At 39.5% G+C, this 24,316-nt stretch carries 24 protein-coding genes; 14 read left to right on the top strand and 10 right to left on the bottom strand.

Translation table 11 applies throughout. The features are described 5' to 3' along the window. Window positions 1-44: 44 nt before the first annotated feature. The 10 genes from H3T84_RS02505 to gshA all read right to left on the bottom strand — a co-directional run bounded on the left by H3T84_RS02505 (window position 45) and on the right by gshA (window position 9,478). Window positions 45-599: a hypothetical protein gene (locus H3T84_RS02505; RefSeq protein ID WP_174833667.1), complete on the bottom strand. Its 555-nt coding sequence runs from the start codon at window positions 597-599 to the stop codon at window positions 45-47. Beyond that, window positions 599-1,252 carry a DUF484 family protein gene (locus H3T84_RS02500; protein ID WP_198217663.1) on the bottom strand — a complete coding sequence of 218 codons (654 nt, stop codon included), beginning with the start codon at window positions 1,250-1,252 and terminating at the stop codon, window positions 599-601. Before H3T84_RS02500 ends, H3T84_RS02505 begins: the two co-directional genes overlap by 1 nt. Beyond that, entirely contained in the window at window positions 1,249-2,106 is an 858-nt protein-coding gene (gene dapF, locus H3T84_RS02495) for a diaminopimelate epimerase (protein ID WP_174831922.1), read from the bottom strand. The genes H3T84_RS02500 and dapF overlap by 4 nt, the downstream gene beginning before the upstream one ends. Window positions 2,107-2,400: 294 nt before the next feature. Then, window positions 2,401-3,318, bottom strand: a complete 918-nt coding sequence (locus H3T84_RS02490) for a LysR family transcriptional regulator (protein ID WP_084553453.1) — start codon at window positions 3,316-3,318, stop codon at window positions 2,401-2,403. A gap of 27 nt (window positions 3,319-3,345) precedes the next feature. After that, a complete protein-coding gene (locus H3T84_RS02485) occupies window positions 3,346-4,278 on the bottom strand; it encodes a DMT family transporter (protein WP_198217661.1) in 933 nt (310 codons plus the stop codon). 162 nt (window positions 4,279-4,440) lie between these two features. Next, a complete protein-coding gene (locus tag H3T84_RS02480) occupies window positions 4,441-5,367 on the bottom strand; it encodes an AEC family transporter (RefSeq protein WP_084548018.1) in 927 nt (308 codons plus the stop codon). A gap of 147 nt (window positions 5,368-5,514) precedes the next feature. Further along, window positions 5,515-5,922 (bottom strand): diacylglycerol kinase, encoded by a 408-nt coding sequence (locus H3T84_RS02475; RefSeq protein ID WP_198217659.1) that lies wholly within the window; start codon window positions 5,920-5,922, stop codon window positions 5,515-5,517. 50 nt (window positions 5,923-5,972) lie between these two features. Then, a complete protein-coding gene (gshB, locus tag H3T84_RS02470; RefSeq protein WP_198217657.1) occupies window positions 5,973-6,944 on the bottom strand; it encodes a glutathione synthase in 972 nt (323 codons plus the stop codon). A gap of 70 nt (window positions 6,945-7,014) precedes the next feature. Beyond that, a complete protein-coding gene (trpS, locus tag H3T84_RS02465; protein WP_198217656.1) occupies window positions 7,015-8,025 on the bottom strand; it encodes a tryptophan--tRNA ligase in 1,011 nt (336 codons plus the stop codon). 94 nt (window positions 8,026-8,119) lie between these two features. Beyond that, window positions 8,120-9,478, bottom strand: coding sequence for a glutamate--cysteine ligase (gene gshA / locus H3T84_RS02460; RefSeq protein ID WP_037392328.1), 1,359 nt, complete (start codon window positions 9,476-9,478; stop codon window positions 8,120-8,122). Window positions 9,479-11,006: 1,528 nt separating this feature from the next. Here gshA and leuC point away from each other — a divergent pair. The 14 genes from leuC to H3T84_RS02390 all read left to right on the top strand — a co-directional run bounded on the left by leuC (window position 11,007) and on the right by H3T84_RS02390 (window position 24,166). After that, a complete protein-coding gene (leuC, locus tag H3T84_RS02455; RefSeq protein WP_174833673.1) occupies window positions 11,007-12,413 on the top strand; it encodes a 3-isopropylmalate dehydratase large subunit in 1,407 nt (468 codons plus the stop codon). Window positions 12,414-12,508: 95 nt separating this feature from the next. After that, window positions 12,509-12,634, top strand: coding sequence for an entericidin A/B family lipoprotein (locus H3T84_RS02450; RefSeq protein WP_198217654.1), 126 nt, complete (start codon window positions 12,509-12,511; stop codon window positions 12,632-12,634). An 18-nt stretch (window positions 12,635-12,652) separates the two neighbouring features. Then, window positions 12,653-12,793 carry an entericidin A/B family lipoprotein gene (locus H3T84_RS02445; RefSeq protein ID WP_174833674.1) on the top strand — a complete coding sequence of 47 codons (141 nt, stop codon included), beginning with the start codon at window positions 12,653-12,655 and terminating at the stop codon, window positions 12,791-12,793. A 66-nt stretch (window positions 12,794-12,859) separates the two neighbouring features. Beyond that, window positions 12,860-13,501 carry a 3-isopropylmalate dehydratase small subunit gene (gene leuD, locus H3T84_RS02440; RefSeq protein WP_198217645.1) on the top strand — a complete coding sequence of 214 codons (642 nt, stop codon included), beginning with the start codon at window positions 12,860-12,862 and terminating at the stop codon, window positions 13,499-13,501. A gap of 91 nt (window positions 13,502-13,592) precedes the next feature. Continuing rightward, window positions 13,593-14,663 (top strand): 3-isopropylmalate dehydrogenase, encoded by a 1,071-nt coding sequence (gene leuB / locus H3T84_RS02435; RefSeq protein ID WP_084553471.1) that lies wholly within the window; start codon window positions 13,593-13,595, stop codon window positions 14,661-14,663. A 108-nt stretch (window positions 14,664-14,771) separates the two neighbouring features. Continuing rightward, window positions 14,772-16,109: a paraquat-inducible protein A gene (locus H3T84_RS02430; RefSeq protein ID WP_198217644.1), complete on the top strand. Its 1,338-nt coding sequence runs from the start codon at window positions 14,772-14,774 to the stop codon at window positions 16,107-16,109. Continuing rightward, complete coding sequence (gene pqiB, locus H3T84_RS02425) at window positions 16,096-17,733, top strand: intermembrane transport protein PqiB (RefSeq protein ID WP_198217641.1); 1,638 nt, start codon at window positions 16,096-16,098, stop codon at window positions 17,731-17,733. Before H3T84_RS02430 ends, pqiB begins: the two co-directional genes overlap by 14 nt. Further along, complete coding sequence (locus H3T84_RS02420; protein WP_198217639.1) at window positions 17,733-18,269, top strand: membrane integrity-associated transporter subunit PqiC; 537 nt, start codon at window positions 17,733-17,735, stop codon at window positions 18,267-18,269. The genes pqiB and H3T84_RS02420 overlap by 1 nt, the downstream gene beginning before the upstream one ends. Window positions 18,270-18,840: 571 nt before the next feature. After that, window positions 18,841-19,704 carry an RNA ligase family protein gene (locus tag H3T84_RS02415; RefSeq protein WP_198217638.1) on the top strand — a complete coding sequence of 288 codons (864 nt, stop codon included), beginning with the start codon at window positions 18,841-18,843 and terminating at the stop codon, window positions 19,702-19,704. After that, window positions 19,701-20,846: an AAA family ATPase gene (locus H3T84_RS02410; protein ID WP_198217636.1), complete on the top strand. Its 1,146-nt coding sequence runs from the start codon at window positions 19,701-19,703 to the stop codon at window positions 20,844-20,846. The genes H3T84_RS02415 and H3T84_RS02410 overlap by 4 nt, the downstream gene beginning before the upstream one ends. Before the next feature lie 353 nt (window positions 20,847-21,199). After that, window positions 21,200-21,442, top strand: coding sequence for a hypothetical protein (locus H3T84_RS02405; protein WP_198217634.1), 243 nt, complete (start codon window positions 21,200-21,202; stop codon window positions 21,440-21,442). A 252-nt stretch (window positions 21,443-21,694) separates the two neighbouring features. After that, on the top strand, window positions 21,695-22,792 hold the full coding sequence (gene aroC / locus H3T84_RS02400; protein ID WP_198217631.1) for a chorismate synthase: 1,098 nt from the start codon (window positions 21,695-21,697) through the stop codon (window positions 22,790-22,792). A 123-nt stretch (window positions 22,793-22,915) separates the two neighbouring features. After that, window positions 22,916-23,365, top strand: coding sequence for a ProQ/FINO family protein (locus tag H3T84_RS02395; protein ID WP_037474262.1), 450 nt, complete (start codon window positions 22,916-22,918; stop codon window positions 23,363-23,365). A gap of 42 nt (window positions 23,366-23,407) precedes the next feature. Beyond that, a complete protein-coding gene (locus H3T84_RS02390; protein WP_037474264.1) occupies window positions 23,408-24,166 on the top strand; it encodes a TatD family hydrolase in 759 nt (252 codons plus the stop codon). Window positions 24,167-24,316: the final 150 nt, after the last annotated feature.

The raw sequence follows: 24,316 nt of genomic DNA, 5'->3' as shown, positions 1-24,316 counted from the left end.
TAATAATAAAAATTATTATAGCAACCTGTACTGATTAAACTTTTTTACATTTTGCCCCTGAAACTCATTATCAAATACAATAACTGTTCAAATAAACAGAAAAATAATACAGTTCGTACACTCCAGACAGGGTTTTCAGTTTCAGTACTGCGCAGAAATAACAGAAGCATTATTATTCCCTGGCTACCTATCCAGAAAATCGGCTGCCAGATAATCATCTGAAATAAACTGGCCAGAAACGGAATCAGCAAAATAGTGTTTTTCACCAGGTATAAAACCAAAACCAGACAAATTATATAAGTAACAAATTGCAGCAACCCACTGTATCGCAACGTAGTTAAATACAAGCTTTGTTTCATCCGGTCACGCTGGTAAAAGGTAAAACATGAACCCAGTAAGATGTACATTGGCATCAAAAACAGATTTAATGGCTTAAATAAGCCAGCAATACCTGGTAATACCAGACTACTCATTCCTGCCAGAACTATCCAGAGTACCAGTGAAATAACCAGCCAGCCATAAACCCGATATTTACAGCATTGCCAGACAAATACTCCTGCATATGCCAATACTACTGCATAACTGATTAGCGTACCCATTAACGCACCAGTTTCAGCAAACGTGCAAGCACAGCCGCCATATTATCAGCTATAGCAGCGACCCATTCAGTAGACATATCAGGGGAAAAATGTGCTTCATCTTCATGCCCAATTACCAGAATAGCCAGCGTCTGTTCTTTCCAGCGTAAAGGTAATTGCAAAAAACTTTCCAGTCGTGGTTGTTCAGGCAATAATTCCAGTAGAGCAGCAACCGGTAAAGTGCCACAAGCAGGAGCAGTTAATTTTTTACCAATAACCTTAAATTTCTCATTCACATGTAAATTTACAGGTACACGAACATTTTTAGGAATATCTGCAATGATGATTAGTGCATGATAAGGTAAAGTAAATTCATTGTTTAATCCATCGCTGATGGCTCGCTGCCATTGTGCCAGAGTATTGACGATAAGCAGACGCTGAGTAAACGCCATAAATTTGGCCATTAATGTATGGTTAGCATCAGCATCGCCCAGCATTTGAATAAGCTGTGAGGCCATTTTTTCAGTTTTTTGCTGCATTACCTGCATTTTGCCCTGTTGAAATGACAATATTTTGCTTTCAATCGGACGCAGATTAAATTCAGTAGCATGCTCGTATAACCACTGTGGCTGTGCATGTAAAAATTTTAGTACTTCAGCTTCCTTAATACTCATAAGTAATTAATCTCTCCTTCAAATACAGTTTCTGCCGGCCCGGTCATCCAGACATGCGCATCAGGTTTCTGCTGCCAGCTTATTGATAGCTGTCCGCCGGGTAAATTCACTTGTACTGGTTTATCATCACCCAGTAAGCCCAGACTGATTCCGGCTACAACCGCAGCACAGGCACCGGTACCGCATGCCTGTGTTTCTCCAACACCTCGTTCAAACACACGCAAATAAATCTCTCGTGGCGCTTTTATCTGCATAAATCCGACATTAACTCGCTGAGGGAACTGTCTGTGACTTTCAATGGCTGCACCAAGCCGGTGCACAGGCGCATGATTAATATCTTCTACAACCATCACTGCATGCGGATTACCCATATTGATACAGGTCACACTAACGGTATCAGCTCCGACAACCAGTTCATGGCTGATACTCTTGGCATCATTTTCATCAATAGCCGCAAACGGAATCTGTTCCGGTGCAAACAGCGGTATACCCATATCCACTGTTACCAGCCCATCTTCATTCAATCGCGGCACAATTATTCCGCCGGCAGTTTCTACCACAATCTGTTTTTTGCTGGTTAATCCTTTATCATAAACAAAACGGGCGAAGCAGCGTGCACCATTACCACATTGCTCTACTTCGGAGCCATCTGCATTAAAAATACGATAACGAAAATCAGCGTTCGGTGTCTGCGGTGCTTCAATCAGCAGAAGCTGATCAAATCCCACCCCTGTATGGCGCTGAGCCCATGCAGCGATTGGTGCTGTATCCGGATAAAATTTCTGGCTAATTCCGTCTATCACCATGAAATCATTACCCAAACCATGCATTTTAGTAAATTTTAGTTTAGTCATATGCCATTCAGTCTGTCATCACAACTGGTTTAAGCAGCTATGATACCGATTTATCACCGTAACGATAAGTTCTGCACTGAACTAATTAGCAAATATCTTTATCCGGAAAAAATACAATTATCTTGAAAACAGGCGTTAATGATCACTAAACCAGCTATTTTATTTACAATTAACCCAAATAGTCCGATTATTTTGCCGGCAAGAGAAAACAGCAGCAAAAGATTTTGTCAATTTATCAAACAGAACCTATCCAGATAAATAAATCTGTTTATATAAATTATGCAGAAAAACTGATTATTTTATTTGTTTACTGAAATAATCAATAAAAACCCGTAGTTTTGCCGAATTTTTATTGCTTTGCGGATAAAGAAAACAAAACTCCCATTGATTATCCTGAGAACATTCCGGTAATATTTCGACCAGCTTGCCGGATTGTAACTCTTCCTGAACAGCAAATCGAAAAAGCTGAACAATACCATTGCCATTAATGGCCAGAAATTTTGTTGCCAGCATACTGTCAAATACGTGTATCTGATCAGTTCCATTACTGTGTGCTGTGCTTTTATCTATATATTTCCATGAAAATTTTTTATTATTCTGGCTGATACTGAAATTGATACACTTATGATTTTGAATATCAGCCGGTTCATATATTATATTATTCTCAGACAAATATTCAGGACTGGCAAACAAACCGGATGTGGCACAATATAATTTCCTTTTAACTAAAAATGGTTCCAGTCTGGTATCCGGCTGAATCAGTCTTACAGCAATATCATAAGTTTCCGTTACAAAGTCAATATTGCGGTTTGTTACATGAAAGTCAAGCTTAAGCTGCGGATACTGTGCACAAAAGCATTTTACATAGGGTATTATTTTATAATTAAAAAAAGTTTCCGGAACGCTTATTTTCAATTTACCGGAAATTGCCTCTTTGTTTACTTTCAGTGCCTTTTCGGTACTGATTAATGACTCCAGAACTTCAGTACATTTTGTATAATAAATTCGTCCTTCTGGCGTTAATTTTGTTTTACGAGTATTGCGACTAAATAATTCAACCCCTATTCTTTCCTCAAGACGCTTAATTGAACGACTGACTGCTGCCGGTGTAATATTCAGATATTGTGCAGCTGTAGAAAAATTTTCATTTTCAGCAGCCGTCAAAAACAATTCAAGACTAGCTATATGCATGCTTTTTAAACGTTTTTTCATTCTGATAATGCTTTAAATGATTTGAATCTAATCATTAGTCTGTTGATTATTTCGCATAAAAATATTATTTAGCACCAACGCGACCAAAGTTATAGCCATACCGCACATTTCCACTACAGAAATTTTATGCCCCTGAAAAATACCGATAACAGACGAAATAACCGGTACCAGATTAACAAATAAAATACCATTAACTGCACCCAGACCTTTAATACCGGCATTCCAGCTAATGATAACCAGCGCAGTGATAATCAGTATAAAAATATCCAGTCTGCTTGCTAGTATGGCTTTCATTTCCGGCCTGCCGGCATATCCCAGCAAAGTCGCAATCATAGTTATTGCTATGATAGTTAACATTCCTAATGAAGAACTCAGAGCAGTTATACGCAATGCACTCCAATCATATTTTGAAATCATCGTATTGGCAAAATAAGTATATATTACCCAGCAAACAGTTGCTGTGAGTAATAATAAGTCACCAATAAAACTTGATGAGGCAAGTAAATGGTTAAAATTTCCATCGGTAATAACCAGAACAATACCAGTAAAAGCCAATAGCATGCAGATGATTGTGCGAAAATCCGGCAAAATGCGATGAATTATTGAAAATAAAATCAGGGATAATAAAGGCATTAAAGCCAGAATAATCGTTGCATGTTCGGCTGATGAGAATCCTATACCGATAAATGTAAAAAAATTCAATCCGGCAAAACCGATACTACCGAAAAACCAAAGCTGCAAAGTTTTATTTTCTGTTCGAAAACTCTGTTTTCCTTCCTGAATAATCAATACCAGACTAACCAGCAGGGCACCAGGCACATAGCGAATACAGGTAAGATAATAACCATCAATACCAGAAGAAACAGCATGTTTTGAGGCAGGATACATAATTCCCCAGCCTGCAACCGTGATTAATAAATACAAGATACTTTTATAATTTTGCAGCTGACTGACTTTCATATCATTAAACCTGATTCAGTATTAAATTTTTTATTTTTATAGCAGTTCTCAGGTAAAAGTGCATTACAGCAGCCGTAATAACAGTTATTACATCAGGTAATAACTGTTATTAAATACAGATATCTCAACCAGAAGCATTTGTAAGAATTTTATTTATATTATTTATAAATGCATAACCGGAGGCTGAACCAGCATCAGAACAACAGGCAAAGTAATTAAACTTAAAACCGTGCTGATAAAGGTAGCTGTAGATACAAGCTGTGGTCTGGTATTGAACTGGACAGCCAGTAATGTAGTGTTAGCCGCGGTAGGCATTGCCGCCAGCACTATAAGCACTTTTTTAGCCATTAGATCTATTGGCATAAAATATACAAGCAGCATTGCCCACAGAGGTGAAATCAGTAATCGAATAACCAGCGCAAAACTGATTTTGGCTGTTTCAATCTGCCTGATATGCAATGTAGCCAGCTGCATGCCCAGAATCAGCATAATTACCGGAATAGATGAATCCCCGATCATACCCACTGCCAGCATAATTTCCTTACTTAAAGGAATATGCAGTAATTGAAATATTAATCCGAACAATGCGCCATAAATAATCGGCATTCGTAAGACTTTTTTCAGTACGGTATTCTGGCTAATACCATCAACATCGCTACTGCCTTTAGCTGCATAATAAGTGCCGATGGTGCTCATAATAAATTGCTGTAATACCATCAGAATAACAGCAATATCAAAACCAGCACTACCAAAAAATACCAGAATTACCGGAGTGCCATAATTACCGTTATTCATAAAGCATGAAGCCAGAATCAGAGCACAATTATCCTGATTTTTATAATGACAAAATGCCGACCAGAGATAAACCAGTATAATCAGCCCGACACACAATGCCAGAACATAAAAAGCATAATAAACATAAGCACTAGTTAGCGGGTGATTATAGAAAGTTTTGAAAGCCAGAAAGGGAGACAGAATATACAAAGACATTTTTGATAAACCGGCAATATCAAATTTCAATGTCTTCTGAGCGATAAAACCCGTGACGAAAATACCAAATACCGGTAATAAAATCAGCAAAAAATGCATTGTCTGCCCTTTCCTTCTCAGTATATCTGCCAGATATGTATATATTCTGCTATATGAAGAAAATGTAAATAGTTTGGCAATATTTTTCAGAATCAGGCTGTCATTATTATGTAATTATTCTGCCCAGATCCTAAATTTAATTGTGACTTAAAACCAGTTTACAAAATAGTCTCGCCACAATGCCATTGACCATAATACAGCCAGCAATAGCATAGTTAACAATTGAGCGGCTGAAGCCGTATCTTTGGCTCGCTTTGCCAGAGGATGCTTTTCCAGCGAAGTATGATCTACTGCAGCTTCAATTGCAGTATTAAATAATTCCACAATCCAGCTTAAAAACGATGCCATGATTAATACCATTCGTGTCAAACTACCAAAATCCAGCACAAATACAAGTATAATCAATACGCTATTTAATGCCAGCAGCTGGCGAAAAGCCGATTCACTGCAAGCAGCCTTCAAACCCGCCAGAGAATAACCATAGGCATTGAATATACGGCGTAAGCCCTTTTTACCTTTAATCGATGTTGCAAACGATTGATTATTTTCAGGCATGATCAAATATTATCCTTGTTATATTGAATTTTTAATTGAGTTTTTAAGTATCAAACCGGAGAGCCATATAAGCGGGCGGCTTCTTCCACTGCATCAGCAAAAAGTGCCGGTACATTACAATCAGTCTGACTGGTAATTTCCTGAAAACCTGTCGGGCTGGTTACATTAATTTCAGTGAGGTAATCACCAATAACATCCAGACCGGCAAGTAAAATCCCTCTGCGTACCAGTTCCGGAGCAAGTGTTTCTGCAATCTGCTGATCTCGTTGACTCAATGGCTGAGCCACACCCTTTCCTCCGGCAGCCAGATTTCCGCGCGTTTCACCATGCTGCGGAATACGAGCCAACGCATACGGAACGACTTTTCCACCAATAACCAATATACGTTTATCACCATGCACAATTTCTGGAATATAACGTTGTGCCATGATAGTTCGACTATCCAGATGCATCAGCATTTCCAGAATACTGCCGATATTGGGATCACTTAGCGTCAGACGAAAGATACCCATTCCTCCCATACCATCCAGAGGCTTAATAATAATGTCATGATGCCGGGTTAAAAATTCACGTATGTCTGCAGCGCGGGTAGTAACCAGTGTTGGTGCGATAAGCTCAGGAAAATTCAGAATAGCCAGTTTTTCATTAAAATCACGCATAGCCTGACCACTGTTATATACATGCGCACCCTGAGTAGAAGCCAGTGTCAGCAAATGAGTAGCGTACAGATACTGCATATCAAAAGGCGGATCTGTACGCATGATTACTGCATCAAAACTATTTAAGGTATATTGCTGCTGAGATAAAACATTAAACCATGCATGGTCATATTTATCTTTTGCTTCAATAAAATCAAATTCATCTGCCTTTGCTGTCACATACTCATTTTGCACACTCAAGTTACCGGCTAAGGTGTGAAACAGTTTCCAGCCCCGCTGAGACATTTCGCGCATCATGGCATAAGTCGTATCTTTATAAGTCTTGAAACTCGCCATCGGGTCTGCAATAAATAAGATTTTCATTGAATTTACCTGTTAGAATTTTTATCCGGCCAGGATAAAATTATTCCCGTCCGGATAATTACCACGTTATTTATTTGAGTGAGCGGATACCCACAGCTTCACGTACAGCTTCCAGCAAAGGTTTTGCTGTCTGACGTGCTTTTACTGCTCCAGCCTGCAAAATATCCTCAATTAAGGATGGTTGTGCGTTAAGCTGCTCGAAACGTTCACGTTTTTCAGCCAGTTCTTCATTAATTTTTGCAGCCAGAATTTTTTTAGCCTCACCCCAGGCCAGCCCGTCAGCCAGCATCTGAGTAAACTGTAAAGTTTCTGCCGGAGTCGCAAATGCCTTATAAATATCAAACAGCGGACTTTCATCCGGTTGTTTGGCTTCACCGGGTTCTTTCAGATTGGTAACAATTTTATTAACAGCTTTCTGCAATTTTTTCTCAGACTCAAATAATGGAATGGTATTACCATAACTTTTGCTCATCTTCCGGCCGTCCAGCCCTAACAGAGTTTCAACGTTGTCATCAATTTGAGCTTCCGGTAACGTAAATAACGGTTTATAACGATGATTAAATCGACCGGCAATATCGCGCGCCATTTCAAGATGCTGAATCTGATCACGTCCTACCGGTACTTTATCCGCATTAAACATCAGTATATCCGCACTCATCAGCATCGGATAACAGAACAGCCCCATTTCAACTCCGTGATCCGGATCTTCCTGCCCTTTTTCTGCATTTTCCTGTACCGCAGCTTTATAGGCATGTGCCCTGTTCATCAGGCCTTTGGCTGTATTACAGGTAAGTATCCAGTTCAACTCCATTACTTCAGGAATATCAGTCTGACGATAAAAAGTTGTCCGTTCCGGATCAAGACCGCAGGCAAGCCAGGTTGCTGCTACTGCTTTGGTAGATTCATGGACTTTTTCAGGCTCATGACATTTAATTAGCGCATGATAATCAGATAAAAACAGAAAAGATTCTACTTCTGAGTTCATACTTGCTTGTATTGCCGGACGAATTGCCCCTACGTAATTACCCAGGTGAGGAAATCCGCTTGGCGTTACACCAGTTAAAACACGAATTTTTTTCATTATAAACACTTACTTTAAAAATAAATTTTTATTAATACTGAGGCCGGTTTTCATACTTTGATATTCAGCGAATCATATAATCGATCCGGATAAATTAAACCGCCGGTTCAGACATATTTTCCAACTCAATGGCAGCGGCCAGAAGTGACAGTCTGGCCAGCACTCCGTAAACATATAAGCGGATACTTTCGCAATCTCTGGCTTGAGTGACATTTTCTGTTTGCGGTATACCCAGCTGTTCCCATGGTTTAAATTCCCGTTTACTGGCTGCTTCTTCAGCACTCTGAGTATCCAGAGAAGCAATATTGCATTGTAATGGTACAAAATGCATACCAACTGCATTCAGATTTTCATCCGGACCGCGATCCTGATGTACCCGGTAAAAACCACCAATGACAAACCGGTCCATCATATATACCACAGGCTCGGCTGTTGCCCCATTCAGCGTTTCATAAGTATAAATTCCTTCCTGTACAATTACTTCGCTTACTTCCAGGCCTTCTTTGATTTTAGCCATTTTATTACGTTTTTTACGATTTAAACCGCGTACTTCTTCAGCAGAATGCACACTCATGACACCCATACCATAAGTACCGGCATCGGCTTTAACAATAACAAATGGTTTATCCTGAATACCTAATTCATCGTACTTGTGCTGAATACGCTGCAATAATCTTTCTACAGTTTCAGCCAGCCGGTTTTCTCCTTCATGACTGGTAAAATCCAGACCACTGCATACTTCGAAGTAAGGATTAATTGTCCATTCATCTATACCTACTAATTGTGCAAACTCAGAAGCTACCTGATTATAGGCCTGAAAATGTGTACTTTTACGCCTTGTAGTCCACCCTGCTTTTAACGGAGGCAATAATGTTTGCTCCAGACCCTGCAATATTTCCGGCACGCCGCCAGATAAATCATTATTTAGGAGAATCATACAAGGGGTGAAACCGTCGGCCAGCTGTAAAAGATTGCCCTGTCGCTGTACAGGTTCCAGTGTAATGTGATCACCCAGCGCTGTTTCCAGCGTGGTAATCTCTGTAATCTCAGGATTCAGGGTTCCGATACGAACATCTAATCCGACATGGCGCAAGATAGAATACAGCGCATAGACATTTTGTAAATAAAAAGTGTTGCGCGTATGATTTTCGGGAATTAGTAAAACTGATTGTGCATCTGCACAGGCACGTTCTACGGCATCCTGTGCTGCTACTGATGCCAGCGGAAGAAAAACGGGATTCAGATTATTAAATCCGCCCGGAAACAGATTCATATCTATGCTGGCTAATTTATATCCGCTGTTACGAATATCCACAGAACCGTAAAAAGGAGCGTGGTGATGTCGCCATTGAGCACGAAACCATGATTCAATCTGTGTTTGACTGGCTAAAATTGCACGTTCAAAATCCTGCAATTCTTCACGATGCGCTGAGGCTACATCAGGTAAACTCATATTTCATTCCTTTCCACATTCATACCCAGCATTTTTGCTGCACATGCGGTATTCTATATAATTTTGCTAGTTCAGAGGGTATTCTTTTTAAGTTTGGCTGAACTAAAAGTTTTATTTTCAGACAGATTCAAGCAGGCAACCATAAATATAAATCTAAATACCAGCCGCGAGAATGGTCTCAAAATATTTCTATAACTAGTTTTTCAAACCTTCAGCAAATTCTCCCCAGTAATTTTTCTTTCAATATTTTATTTATTTTCTTTTGCATGTTATAAAATCATAGGACATCACTTGGGATTTTTCATAATTCCCATATAGGTTTTATACTTACAGCAGATAAATAGCCTGTTCTAATTCACATAACAAACAGATATAGTGAAATTTAGGCATTTTGAATTAATCAGATAGTTTTCCCAGATAAATAATTTTCGTATGCTATCACCCTTAGTATTGCAATTTATACCCATATCGAAAGTTATCTTACTTTATTTAACCTGTGAACGTGATTTACGTCCAGTATGTTCTACTTTACATATACTGGTATTGTCCCAAGGCTTATTGTAATTATTTCCGGCTTTGCTTTTTGTACCTGAATTAATATCTTTTTGATAAATAATAATGTAATGTAGTTATTAATAATTCATGAAAGTCATACAGACTCTCAAAATGTTATTATAATTTTTTTAGAATATACATAAAAAATATACATAATAGAACAATAACTAAAAATATAAATAAATTATACTTTAATAAATTCTTTATTTTAAATGTATGTATTATTATTTTTACAAACATCCATGAACTCAACCCTGCCATAAAAGGGTATATATTTAAGGCTATCCATTCCCCGTAAGGAAATCCACCAAAATATAAAAAAAACAACATAAAGGATATTATGAGAATGATTAATAATTCTAACAAGCTCTTTTTAGTAAGCAGATAAAAAATTACTTTCATACTATTAAAATTTACTGGTAAAAAACTTTGATTATAAAAGATTTATTATCTCTAAATTGTGGTAAAATAAATTAGGCTATATATAATTTAATGAAAATATTAATTTTTCATAATATAAAAATTTAGACATCAACAGGTAAATCATTCTTTGTACATGCTCTTTTCTGATTACTGCTGAATTAAGCAGACACATTTATTAAATTAACACAGATATCAAAGCAAAAGCATCACCATCAATTTAAAAATACCAGAAAGCCTGGGACCGATAACTTCTAACCTTTGTAAAACAGTAATCTCCATTATTTATAATTTTTATTACACAGGGTTCTGATTAACCAGCATAAACTAAATGATTGTTATATATTAAAATGATTGTTATATATTAAAGAGTCATTTATCCGTGTAATTTGTAGAGAATTTTATAGGTACAAATTAGACATTTAGTCTAAAATATTTTTTAATTTCACTTATTTTAGTCCAAAAATTTATTTTTAGACAAAATACTTGTAAAACCACCTTAACAGTATTAAGATGCACCACACATAAAACATAACAAAACAAAGCTACTACAATGAAAGCACAAACCTTATATGAAAAACTGTGGAATAGCCATATTGTCCAAGAACAGGCTGATGGTACAGTTTTACTTTATATTGACCGCCATCTTGTACATGAAGTAACCAGTCCGCAGGCTTTTGAGGGACTGAAACTTGCTCACCGTCCGCTCTGGCGTGAACAAAGCATTGTGGCCACTGCTGACCATAACACCCCGACCGATCACTGGGATGAAGGAATTACTGACCCGATATCCAAACTTCAGGTCAATACACTGGATAAAAATATTCGCGAATTCGGTGTAGAGAAATATTATCCATTTAAAAATATCAATCAGGGTATTGTGCATGTTGTCGGACCTGAACAGGGAGCAACTTTACCTGGGATGACAGTAGTATGCGGTGATTCACACACTTCTACACATGGTGCATTCGGGGCGCTTGCTCATGGTATTGGCACATCAGAAGTAGAACACGTGATGGCAACACAGTGTATTACTGCAAAAAAATCAAAAACCATGCTGATTAAAATCGATGGCACCCTCAAAACAGGTATCACAGCCAAAGATATTGCTTTATATATTATCGGGCAAATTGGTACAGCCGGCGGTACAGGCTATGCAATTGAATTTGGCGGCGAGACTATACGTAATCTTTCTATGGAAGGCCGCATGACCTTATGCAACATGGCCATTGAGGCCGGTGCCCGCTCCGGTCTGGTTGCCGTCGACCAGACAACTATTGATTATATTAAAGACCGTCATTTTGCACCTCAGGGTGAACTGTGGGATCAGGCTGTTAGCTACTGGCACACTTTAGTATCCGATGAAGGCGCACATTTTGATAAAACCTATCACTTTAATGCTGCAGATATAGAACCACAGGTAACATGGGGAACGTCACCCGAAATGGTGATTGCAGTCAATCAGCAGGTACCAGACCCGGCTGCTGAAACTGATCCAGTTAAACGGGAAGGTATGCAGCGCGCATTACAATATATGGGATTAACAGCTGGTACCCCAGTTAACGAGATTCCGGTAGATGTTGTTTTTATTGGTTCCTGTACAAACGGACGAATTGAAGACTTACGCATTGCTGCCAGTGTCGCAGAAGGACATCACAAAGCAGATAATGTAAAAAGGGTATTGATTGTGCCCGGTTCCGGTCTGGTTAAACAGCAGGCAGAAGCAGAAGGACTGGATAAAATCTTTACAGCAGCCGGTTTTGAGTGGCGTGAACCGGGCTGCTCAATGTGTCTGGCCATGAATGCAGACCGTTTACAGCCGCAAGAGCGCTGTGCCTCAACATCTAACCGGAATTTTGAAGGCAGACAGGGCAACGGCGGACGTACTCACCTGGTTAGTCCGGCAATGGCCGCTGCTGCAGCCATTGCCGGACATTTTACCGATGTGCGACAGATATAAAGTGAATAACTTGCAGTTTTAAGCCAGCACGTGCATGATAAGCATGTAGTTCTGATTGAATTTGTAAATATTTATCTTTGTTAAAGGAGTATGGTATGAAAAAAATGTTGTTAATTGCTGCAATAGTTATGGCCGTAGTTACTGGCTGCCATACAATTCACGGCGTGGGACAGGACGTCAAAGCTGGTGGTCAACACTTATCCAATGCTGCCAACAGATAATAATACAAGGATAAAATCATGAAAAAATTAATGCTTTTGAGTCTTGCTATTGTTGGTTTTCTGTCCGGTTGTCATACTATTTCCGGTGTAGGTCGCGATATTTCTGCCGGTGGCCAGGCTGTAAGTAATGCTTCTGACAACGTACGCTCAGAAATGTAACTGTATGCAAGCCCGCAAGGGCTTGCATAAAATTCAATCATAAACTACAAAATACTGAAATACCGCATGAAATCTTTTACTACTCTTACTGCACTCGTAGCGCCTCTTGACCGCGCTAATGTAGATACTGATGCAATCATTCCCAAACAATTTCTTAAATCCATTAAACGCAGCGGCTTTGGGCCGAATGCATTTGATGAATGGCGTTATCTGGATCATGGTGAGCCAGGTATGGATAACAGTAAACGTCCGCTAAATCCTGATTTTGTGCTTAATCAGCCATGTTATCAGGGCGCGCATATTCTGCTCACACGGAAAAACTTCGGTTGCGGCTCCAGCCGTGAGCATGCTCCCTGGGCTCTGGATGATTATGGCTTCCGTGCCATTATTGCACCTTCTTTTGCTGATATCTTTTTCAATAACTGCTACAAAAATGGTTTATTACCTATCGTTCTGCCTGAAGAAATCGTTGATCTCTTATTTCACGATGTGACAGCTCACGAAGGTTATCAGCTAAATATTAATCTGCCGGAACAAACTGTTAACACGCCGGACGGAAAACATTATCATTTTGAGATTACTGAACACCGCAAACACTGTCTGCTTAACGGTCTGGATGAAATCGGACTGACATTGCAACATGCTGATGCTATCAAAGCATATGAAAATAAACATAAGCAACAACAACCATGGCTGTATCAGTCCTGACTGAATCAGAAATTTTCAATCATTTATAATCTGAAAAACTAACTGACGACTCAAAATTATCAGTCATTAATCGATAAGCAGAAAGAATAAAATGAGCAAACATATTGCTATTCTTCCGGGTGACGGTATCGGACCGGAAATCATCGGACAAACCGTACGCGTTCTGGACAAACTGATTGCAGAGGGGCTGGATGCAGATTATCAGTATGCACCATTAGGCGGAGCAGCCTATGATGAATACGGACATCCCTACCCTGAATTTACTCAGAATATCTGTCGTCAGGCTGATGCAGTATTGCTTGGCGCAGTCGGCGGCCCTCAATACGATAAACTGGAACGTTCTTTACGTCCCGAACGCGGTCTGCTGGCCATACGCAAAGACCTTAATCTTTTTGGCAATCTGCGTCCGGCAATTCTCTATCCAGAGCTGGCCAATGCTTCTACATTAAAACCGGAAGTGGTTTCCGGACTGAATATTCTTATCGTACGTGAATTAACCGGCGATATTTATTTTGGCGAACCGCGCGGAATTCATACATTAGCTAACGGTGAACGCGAAGGTATCAACACCATGCGTTACAGTGAGAGTGAAATTCGCCGTATCGGTAAAATTGCGTTTGAAGCAGCACAAAAACGCAACAAAAAACTTTGTTCCGTCGATAAAGCCAATGTACTGGAAACAACAGAGTTATGGCGTGAAATCATTACAGAAATGAGTAAAGATTATCCTGATGTCAGCGTCAGCCATATGTACGTAGACAACGCCGCCATGCAACTGGTTAAAGCACCTAAGCAGTTTGACGTTATCGTAACAGGCAACATCTTCGGTGATATTCTTTCTGATCAGGCTTCAATGCTTTCCGGCTCTATTGGTATGCTGCCCTCCGCTTCTCTTAATGAAACCGGTAAGGGTATGTATGAACCCTCACATGGTTCTGCTCCTGATATTGCCGGTCAGAATCTGGCTAATCCACTGGCTACTATACTCTCTTTAGCAATGCTTTTACGTTACAGCCTGAATAACGAAGATGCGGCTCAGCGAATCGAAGCAGCTGTAGGCAAAGTGCTGGCTCAAGGTTTGCGGACAAATGATATATTTGAAGAAGGTTGTACGCGTATTTCATGCAGCCAGATGGGTGATGCCGTACTTGCTGCGTTATAAGATAATTGCACATTATCATTAAATTACGTATATTAAACTTAACAGAGAATTCATATCTCTGTTAAGTTATTTTTTATATAGCTATTTTTATAATTGAAATTTGATATCTTGAGCTACCGTTCCACACAACAGGCGCAAACTTCATTAGCTGACTTGCCAGATGGCAGCCTGCCGGCACATCATGTTGGCTGCCCCTGCTGTGGTCTCTCTCTGTCTATTCCTTCGCTGACTCCCGGCGAATATGCTCATTGCCCCCGTTGCAGACAGCATCTGGTCCGAATTGAGCATCATCCACTGGATACGCCAACAGCTTATGCTATTGCTTCATTAATTATCATGTTAATTGTGTATACACAGTTATACATGAACATAGATTTACTTGGCATACATGTAGAGCTAACTATTCCGTATATGGTTGAGACACTGGCTCAGAAAGATTATTCTTTGCTGGCAGAAGTCATGTTCCTGTTAACTTTCGGTTCGCCGGTACTATTTCTGTTATTGTGTCTGTATGTATACACAGGTTTGCGCTACCGGCAAATATTACCCGGTATGCTATACGCTACCCGTACACTGGTTCGTCTGCGCCACTGGATTATGGTCGATGTATTTTATATTGCCACTTTGGTAGCTTATATCAAAATCAGTGGTATGGCACAAATTCATTTCGGATTTGCTTTCTGGCTGATGATGGTACTGGCCATTTTACTTATCCGCACTTCTCAGGGTGTACCTGAACACTGGATTTTTTATCAGATACAGCGCCTTACCGGCAATGATCCTGTTTTACAGAACAATGGTTCTGACACCATTAACTGTAATTACTGTCTTTTTGAGCAGCCAGCCAGCCTGAATGTATGCAGCGTCTGCGGTTCATATCTGAGCCGCCGTAAACCGTTAAGTCTGAGCATTAGTATGGCCTTTCTGCTGGCAGCCATTATTTTCTATATACCGGCCAATTTATTGCCGATGATGATTACCCGCTCGCCGGGCACCAATCTCTCCAGTACCATTCTTGATGGTATAGAATACATGTGGAATGATGGTGACGTTTTAATTGCAGTTGTTATATTCAGTGCCAGTATGGCCATTCCCATATTGAAAATTATTTCTATGCTGGTTTTACTGTATTCTGCTGCCTACCGGCCATTAATGTCTGCACACAAATTAACCATACTCTACCGTATTACCGAATCAATCGGACGCTGGTCAATGATTGATATTTTTGTTGTTATCATTCTCATGTCGGCATTTTCCACACCACTGGCCAATGTAACCCCGGGTGCCGCCACTATTTACTTTTGTGCAGTTGTCATCCTGACCATGGTTTCTGCACTGAGTTTCGACCCGCGTTTACTCTGGGATGAAGCAGTACAACAAAGAAAACACCATAAACCTCATTATAAAAACAGCAGTAAAAGGCATTCTCATCATGAGTCAATCTGATAATCAGACGCCGCAGGCAACTGCCACTGTAAAACGTAACCCCCCCTTCAACGTACTGGTATGGATTATTCCGGTACTGGCATTATTAACCGGTGCATGGCTGCTTTTTCAGCATCTGCGCCATACAGGGCCGGAAATTACTCTGTATATAAAAGATGCTGACGGGCTTGAAATTAACACGACTACCATTAAAGTTATGAATGTCACCGTCGGTAAAGTTACTGCAATTAGAATCAGCCCAGATGAAAAAGGCGTACAAATCAAAGCGCAGATGACAGCTGACGTCAAAAATATGCTACGCAAAGACACTCAGTTCTGGATTGTTAAACCACGTATAGATCAGAGTGGTATTACCGGTTTGAATACCTTAGTTTCCGGTTCATATATCGCTTTTACTCCGGGGCACAGCAAAGAAAGAGCAGAAACATTTACCGTAGCTGATTTACCTCCTGTTACTGCCATATCGCAAAGTGGTATGCGTTTGCGTCTGAAAGGCCACAGTGACAAGCTGCTTAATCCGGGCAGCCCGGTACTTTACGGAGATATCAGTGCCGGACAAATTGAAAAAGCCTATTTTGACCCTAAAGACAACAGCGTACATTATCAGGTCTACATCAATAGTCCGTATGACAGCCTGATAGGCGACAAGGTTAAATTCTGGCTGCAAACAGGTCTTCAGGTTACTGCTACAGGCGGCGGTGTACATATTGATTCTGCTCCCATACCCGCACTGCTCTCCGGTGCAATCGTATTCAAAACCATGTTTGAAGGTAAAGGCAATCCTGTTGCCAACAACACAGAATTTACTCTCTACAATAGCGAACGGGAACTGGATAACCTGCCGACAAATCGTGCCCAATACTATGTTGTATTCTTCCAGCAGTCTGTACGCGGCCTGAGCGTTGGTGCTCCGGTAGAATATCAGGGTATTAATATCGGTTCTGTTGCAGATGTACCATACTTTGCCCCGAATGACAGCCATAAACTCTTCCAGCATGGCTGGATACCAGTTCGTTTGCGTATTGAACCAGGACGTATGGAAATAAATGCCGGCAAACAGGATGATAAAATCTGGCAGCAGCAAATCCAGCAGGCACTTAATCTGGGTTTATCTGCATCTCTGGAAAAAGACAATCTGATTACTGGTAATCAGTATATTAGTTTATCTCAGGCACAAGCGGGAGAATCACTGTTTAAACCAGTAGCACAATATCAGGGATATACCGTTATCAGCAGCACCCATACCGGACTTGATATGATCCAGAATCAATTGACTGCACTATTAGCCAAAATGAATAAGCTGCCTATAGAAAACACCATGAAACAGCTCGATATGACACTGGCGCAATTAAAAACGACTCTGGCCAGTGCAGACCGCTTGTTGTCACAAAATAAAACTCAGCAACTACCTGCTGAGCTGGCGGCTACTCTGAAAGAATTACGGACTACATTACAAGGTGTATCCAGCACCTCACCTCTATATGGTGATATTCAGCAAACCCTGAAAAGTATTGACAGCACCCTGAAAGATGCACAGCCAACACTGAAAACACTGAAACAACAACCCAATGCCCTGATTTTTAACCGTCGCGGGCATGATCCAGAACCAAAAGGAGCCAGATAATGAAAATTTTGTTACCACTTGTCTGTGCTGTCAGTCTGACGCTTGGTGCATGTGCCGGTAATCCGGTTACCTACTATCAGCTACCCGGTAGTAACTATCAATTGCCGGCCGGCAGCCAGAGAATTCCGGTACAACTTAAAGTAGTACTGGCTGAACGCCTTAATCAGGGAAATTTAGTTTATCAGGACAGTCCGACAACTCTGCACTTTGCTCAGCAGCATCTATGGGCTGATGATCTTAGCGGTGAAATTAGTCAGACTCTGGCCAATGAACTTAATAAACAAAGTATTCGCTATCTGTTTACTCCTGAAAATAAATCCAAAACCACACTAACTGTATATATTCAGTCTTTTCAAGGTAGCTATGATGGTTATATCTACATCAGTGGTTACAGCAGCTGGCAGGGTATTAATAATGAACGTGGTCAGAATTTTAATGTCCGGCTACCTCAGCAGGGCAATGGCTACAATAATATGGTGCATGCTCTGGCACAAGGACTCAGTAGTGTTGCCAAAAGCATAGCTCCATATAATTAATCGTTAATCCGGGTATATAAATTTTTTACCCGGATTGTTAAACTAACTGAATCAAAGCTTCAATTTCTTTGCAGATTAATTTTTGATTAACATAAAAACTATAGAAATAATCAATACTGCTTCCGAATTCAATCGATTGATGTTAATTCAAAAATTTAATTTATTATTAACATCAGATTTTTTTGAGTTACTCAATTATCAGAAATTGCTAAACGTTTTAATATTCAGTAACAGCTATTGAATCAGCAGACAGAATATAAATTAAATTATATTAAATATTTATAAATATATTAATATTACTATTTATTCGATCGTACAGTCTTATTTTTAATACCCAATAATTATTCTGCTTGACAACAAATCAACTGAAAATGATAATGGCGCCGCTTTTGCAATTAATATTTAAATTCTAAGAGGTGGCAAAATGCCTGTAGTTAACACTTTATCTTAATGCCGGCACGGTATATTCTATCTTATTGTCGTTTCGCTTTTTTTATAAAGCCTCTACTTTTCAGTTCAATCTATAGATCTTTGCCTTGTCGGTTTTCCCTAATTTTCCGGAGAAAACAAAATGACAACGGACACTTATATTCAAAATTTAGAATTAATTAAATACCCGCGTACAACACACTTAGAAAGTTCGCGTTTACAGTCTGGTGATATTGAACATGGTCAGCAACCTTATCATCAATTAGCCGGACAATATATTGTAGTAGAAGAAAAACTTGATGGTGCTAACTGTGCAATCAGTTTCTCTGGGAGTGGTGAACTTTTATTGCAATCACGCGGTCATTATTTGACAGGAGGCAGTAGAGAACGCCAATTTAATTTATTTAAACACTGGGCAACTGTGCATGAAAGCTGGCTGTTAGAACGCTTAGAAGATCGCTATATTATGTATGGTGAGTGGTTGCATAAAAAACATGCAATTTTTTATGATGCATTACCACATTATTTTTGTGAATTCGATATTTGGGACAGACATAATAATCATTTCTTATCGACACACAAACGCCATCAATTACTCATAAATGGCCCTGTTCTGTCTGTTCCGGTATTGTATTCTGGTATAGCGCCGGAAAAATTATGTGACTTACTGACACTTGTTAAATTTTCTTTAGCCAAATCAAAAAATTGGCGGATTTGTTTTGAGAAAATCGTCGCTCAGGAAAAATTTGATTTAATAAAAGCATGGAAACAGTGCGATAACTCCGATTTTATGGAAGGATTATATTTAAAAATTGAATCGGAAAATACGACAACCGGTCGTTTAAAATGGGTCAGACAGGATTTTGTTCAATCCATATTAGATTCTGGTCAGCACCACTCAGAACAACCATTTATTCCCAACCAATTAGCTGAAAAAGTTGAACTTTATACGCCACAACTAACCATCAACTGGAATAAGGAATTTGTATCCGGAGATGATTTATGAGTTATTCACAATTACAACAGGAAATTACCTATAGTATTAGCAAAGATAATTTTGATCAGTGGCTAAACTGCATACCTGAACTGAATAAATTAATTACCACGCCTCAAGATCCATATTACCATGGTGAAGGTAATGTCTGGATTCACACTCAAATGGTACTAAGAGCATTAATTGCGCAAGATGAGTTTGCAAAATCCGCTCCTGAAGAGCAGTTTATATTATTCATGACTGCTTTGTTACATGACATTGCCAAGCCAGAAACGACAATAATCGATGAGATTAGCGGACGAATTTCACAACCAAGACATTCAAAAAAAGGTGAAATAAGCAGTCGAATATTATTATGGCGCCTGGGTATTCCGTTTGAATTAAGAGAAAAAATCTGTCGGATTATACGTGTCCATCAGGTACCGTTTTATGCATTAAGTGACAATATCAGAAATAAATCACCAGAATGGTTAATCCATTGCCTATCCTGGGAGCTGCCAGTCTGGATGCTGTGTATGCAAGCAAAAGCTGATATACAGGGTCGTATTTGCGCTGATAAAAACAGAATACTTGATGAAGTTGAGCTCTTTAAACAATTAGCATTTGAAGAAAAATGTTTATATCAGCCGCGGCAATTCATAGACGATTACACTCGGATACAATATTTTCGCGGTGCCAATGTTTGGCCTGATTATGCTTTGTACCCACAGAAAGGAGCTAAAGTTATTTTAATGTCGGGCTTGCCTGCATCAGGTAAAAATGGCTGGGTAAACAAATATAAACCAACTTTACCGGTAGCTTCTTATGATGACGCCAGAAATCAGCTTAAATTAAAGTACGGTCAAAATGAAGGATTAGTAATTCAAGCTGTATTGGCCAAAGTAAAGCAATATTTAAGAGATAAACAGCCATTCATCTGGAATGCAACTCACCTATCTCAGGATATGCGCCAAAAAGCATTAAATTTACTTTATGCCTATCATGCTGAGGTTGAAATTGTTTACCTTGAACAATCTGAAAAAACATTATATCAGCGCAATTCAAGCCGGAATACCAGTTTGCCTAATAAAAGAATTAAACAAATGTTTTCTAAATGGGAAGTACCGTTACCGACCGAAGCGCATAAGGTAACTTATTTAATAAATAGAAACTGAATGTAACTGACACAAACTATGATGGGCTCTGTAGAGCCCATCATTAATCAATATTCATTTATATTTTAAACTATTTTCTTTAAAGCTCACTGATATCAGTCATTGGTAAAATTCATATTATTCCATAACTTTATGAAGGTAATAATTACAGAGATATATTTAAATTATAATCTGCACATCATCATCGACGATCTGAACCCTGTAAGAATTTCAACTTTCAGACAACTTTATATCTGATAATAAATAAGCGCTCTCTGTAGTAAGTACAACAAAATCGCACCAATATCAGCATAAATTTATTCGCCAGATAGTCAGAAAGTTTTATAATAAAAAAAATTCTGTACTAAAAAATTATGAAATTCATACCTCTTTCCCTTATTGCTTTCTTTCTGCTCAGTGCATGCAGTGTTGGTATGCCCTCCAATGTATCAGTTGGCATCGGTGGTGGTAATCACAATTTCGGCCTAGGCACCTCAATTAATTTCCCGATTAAAACCAAACCGTTACCATCAGAACCGCCAGTTATTGCCGGTACAGAATCACCCAATCAGCCGGCAAAAACACCTACCTCAAAAAAGCAGCCACAAAATAAGTAAAAATATTTTCTCTATTCAGTTAGTTAACAGCATTATTTACTTTGATATCAATTCTGTATATCAGGCTTATAACATCAGTATTTTGCTTAGAAGCGGTAATTTTTCTGATAAAACTGGTAAATTTATAACCATATCAAAGCATCTGCGACAAAAACAGGCTAACCGCCAGACAAATTATGCCTAAACCGTATAAACCATGCTAAACTCAAGAGCAAAATTATTTCGATATTTAAAAAAGTAAGAGTAAAACCTATGGCCGGTAATACTTTCGGACAAATCCTTACTGTTACCACCTTTGGTGAAAGCCATGGTGCTGCACTTGGTTGTATTATAGACGGGTGTCCGCCGGGACTGGCACTGAATGAATCCGATATTCAGCCTGATCTGGACAGACGTAAACCAGGTACCAGCCGCCATGTGACTCAGCGCCGAGAAGCAGATACTGTTGAGATTCTTTCCGGAGTATTTGAAGGAAAAACTACCGGCACACCAATAGGTCTGTTAATCAGAAATACTGATCAGCGTAGTAAAGATTATAGTAATATTGCTCAAAGCTTCCGTCCCGGACATGCGGATTATACCTACTGGCATAAATACGGTATCCGAGATTATCGTGGCGGCGGACGTAGTTCAGCACGAGAAACAGCTGCCAGGGTAGCAGCCGGCGCAGTAGCAAAAAAATGGCTGCGCCAGCATTTTAATACTGAAATTATTGCCTATATCACTCAAATTGGTGAAAAGAAAATCTCTTTTGAAAATTATGCCTATATAAACAATAATCCTTTTTTTGTCGCTAATCAAAGCCAGATTAAAGAACTGGAACAATATATGGATAGCATACGTAAAGCATGTGATTCCATAGGAGCCAAACTGCATGTTACCGCCAGCCACGTTCCTGTCGGATTAGGCGAACCGGTTTTTGATCGTCTTGATGCAGATATCGCTCATGCCATGATGGGCATTAATGCAGTCAAAGGTGTTGAAATTGGTGCAGGTTTTGGATGTATATACCAAAAAGGCAGCGAACATGGAGATGAATTAACACCGGAAGGATTTCAGTCCAATAACGCCGGGGGTATCCTCGGAGGCATTAGTAGCGGTCAGGATATACATATTAATCTGGCTATTAAACCCACCAGCAGCATTGCCACACCGCGCCATTCTATAGATATTCATGGTCAGCCGGTTATACTGGCTACCCACGGTCGTCACGATCCTTGCGTCGGACTGCGCGCAGCACCAATTGCAGAGGCGATGCTTGCCCTGGTACTTATGGATCATGCTTTGCGCCAGCGTGCGCAAAATGCAGACATTCACGTAGAAACACCTGATATTGCTCATTATTTATAACATGAAGCTTAATTCTGAATATTAATTTTGATAGCCATAATTGTTAAGTTATCACTAAAAATCGGTGAATTAATTTAATATCAATTCACTGAAATGGCCATAAACCCACAAGGAAGTAACCTTATGAGTCAAGAAACTGCTTTGGGTGCAGCACTGAAATCAGCTGTACAAACCATGAGCAAAAAAAAGCAAACAGATATGATTGCCGAACATATCTATCGTAAATATGATGTATTTAAACATTTTAAACCCTTGGCGATCGGCATTGATCAGGATTTAGTTACCGCATTACCCCAATACGATCCGACCCTTATTGCCCGCGTTCTGGCTAATCACTGTCGCCGGCCAAGATATATCAAGTCTCTAGCCCGCGGAGGAAAGCGTTTTGATTTAAATAATCGCTTCAAAGGTGAGGTTTCACCGGAAGAACAGGCAATTGCCAAACAGCATCCCTGCATGCAGACAGCTAAGCCGGCAACAGGAGCTGAAGCTGCTGTAACTGAGGCGACCATTGCTACTTGCGCGGATTCAGAAAATAATCAAAGTTCCGGCGAAGAACAAACACCAAACTGATATCTACAGATACACGAGCCTTAGGCTCGTGTTTTTAATTTTATGCTATTTGATAGCCACTGCCATCTCAATCACAGCCCGCTAATAGAAAATCTGGCACAAGTGCTGCAACAGGCTAGTGATAAACATATCAGCCACTTTCTTGTACCGGCCACCGCGCCAGCTGACTGGCTGACAACTATCCGGCTGGCAGAAACTTATCCCTGCATTTATGCCGGAATAGGCATCCATCCCTGGTATACCGCCAATTATAATGATTCTGCACTGAATCAACTTGAATTCCTATTAGAAGCACATCCTCACACAATAATGGGAGAGATTGGTCTGGATTTTGCACGCGCGCATAACGAAGCAGAAAAAAATTTACAAATTAATTGTTTTGAGTCCCAGTTATTACTGGCAAAAAAAATGCGGCGCCCAGCCATTATTCACCATGTTCATGCTACCGGTACATGTTTACAGAGTATTAAACGTTGCCATTTTACTTATGGAGGCATTGCTCATGCCTTTTCAGGCAGCATACAGGAGGCTCAGGCTTGGATAAAGCATGGTTTCCTCATTGGTATCGGTTCTTTGCTTTTACGAACACAGGCCAAAAAAATTCGGCATATAGCTGAAAAACTTCCTTTACAGCACATGGTAATTGAAACCGATGCACCCTATATGTCCCCTCATCCTCAGCAGAAAAACAGCCCTGATAATTTGCGTCAGATTGCTGAAATTATAGCTGGCTTACGCAACTGTCACTGGGAGGATATTGCTACTATTACCAGAAAAAACATGTTTAAAATCATTCATTAAAATTTCATATACCTATTTTACTCTATTTGAATATATATTTTTGAACACAATTCAATTTAGTCAGAGACTTATTTAATAGTTAATACAATTCTTTGATTTAAATACAGCTTACATTTAAAACCTGCCAGTTTTCATGACTGAAAACTGGCA

Source organism: Snodgrassella sp. M0110, assembly GCF_016101465.1.
Lineage (GTDB): Bacteria > Pseudomonadota > Gammaproteobacteria > Burkholderiales > Neisseriaceae > Snodgrassella > Snodgrassella alvi.
The sequence above is the reverse complement of the archived record's forward strand: the minus strand, read 5'-3'. Positions and strand labels throughout refer to the sequence as shown.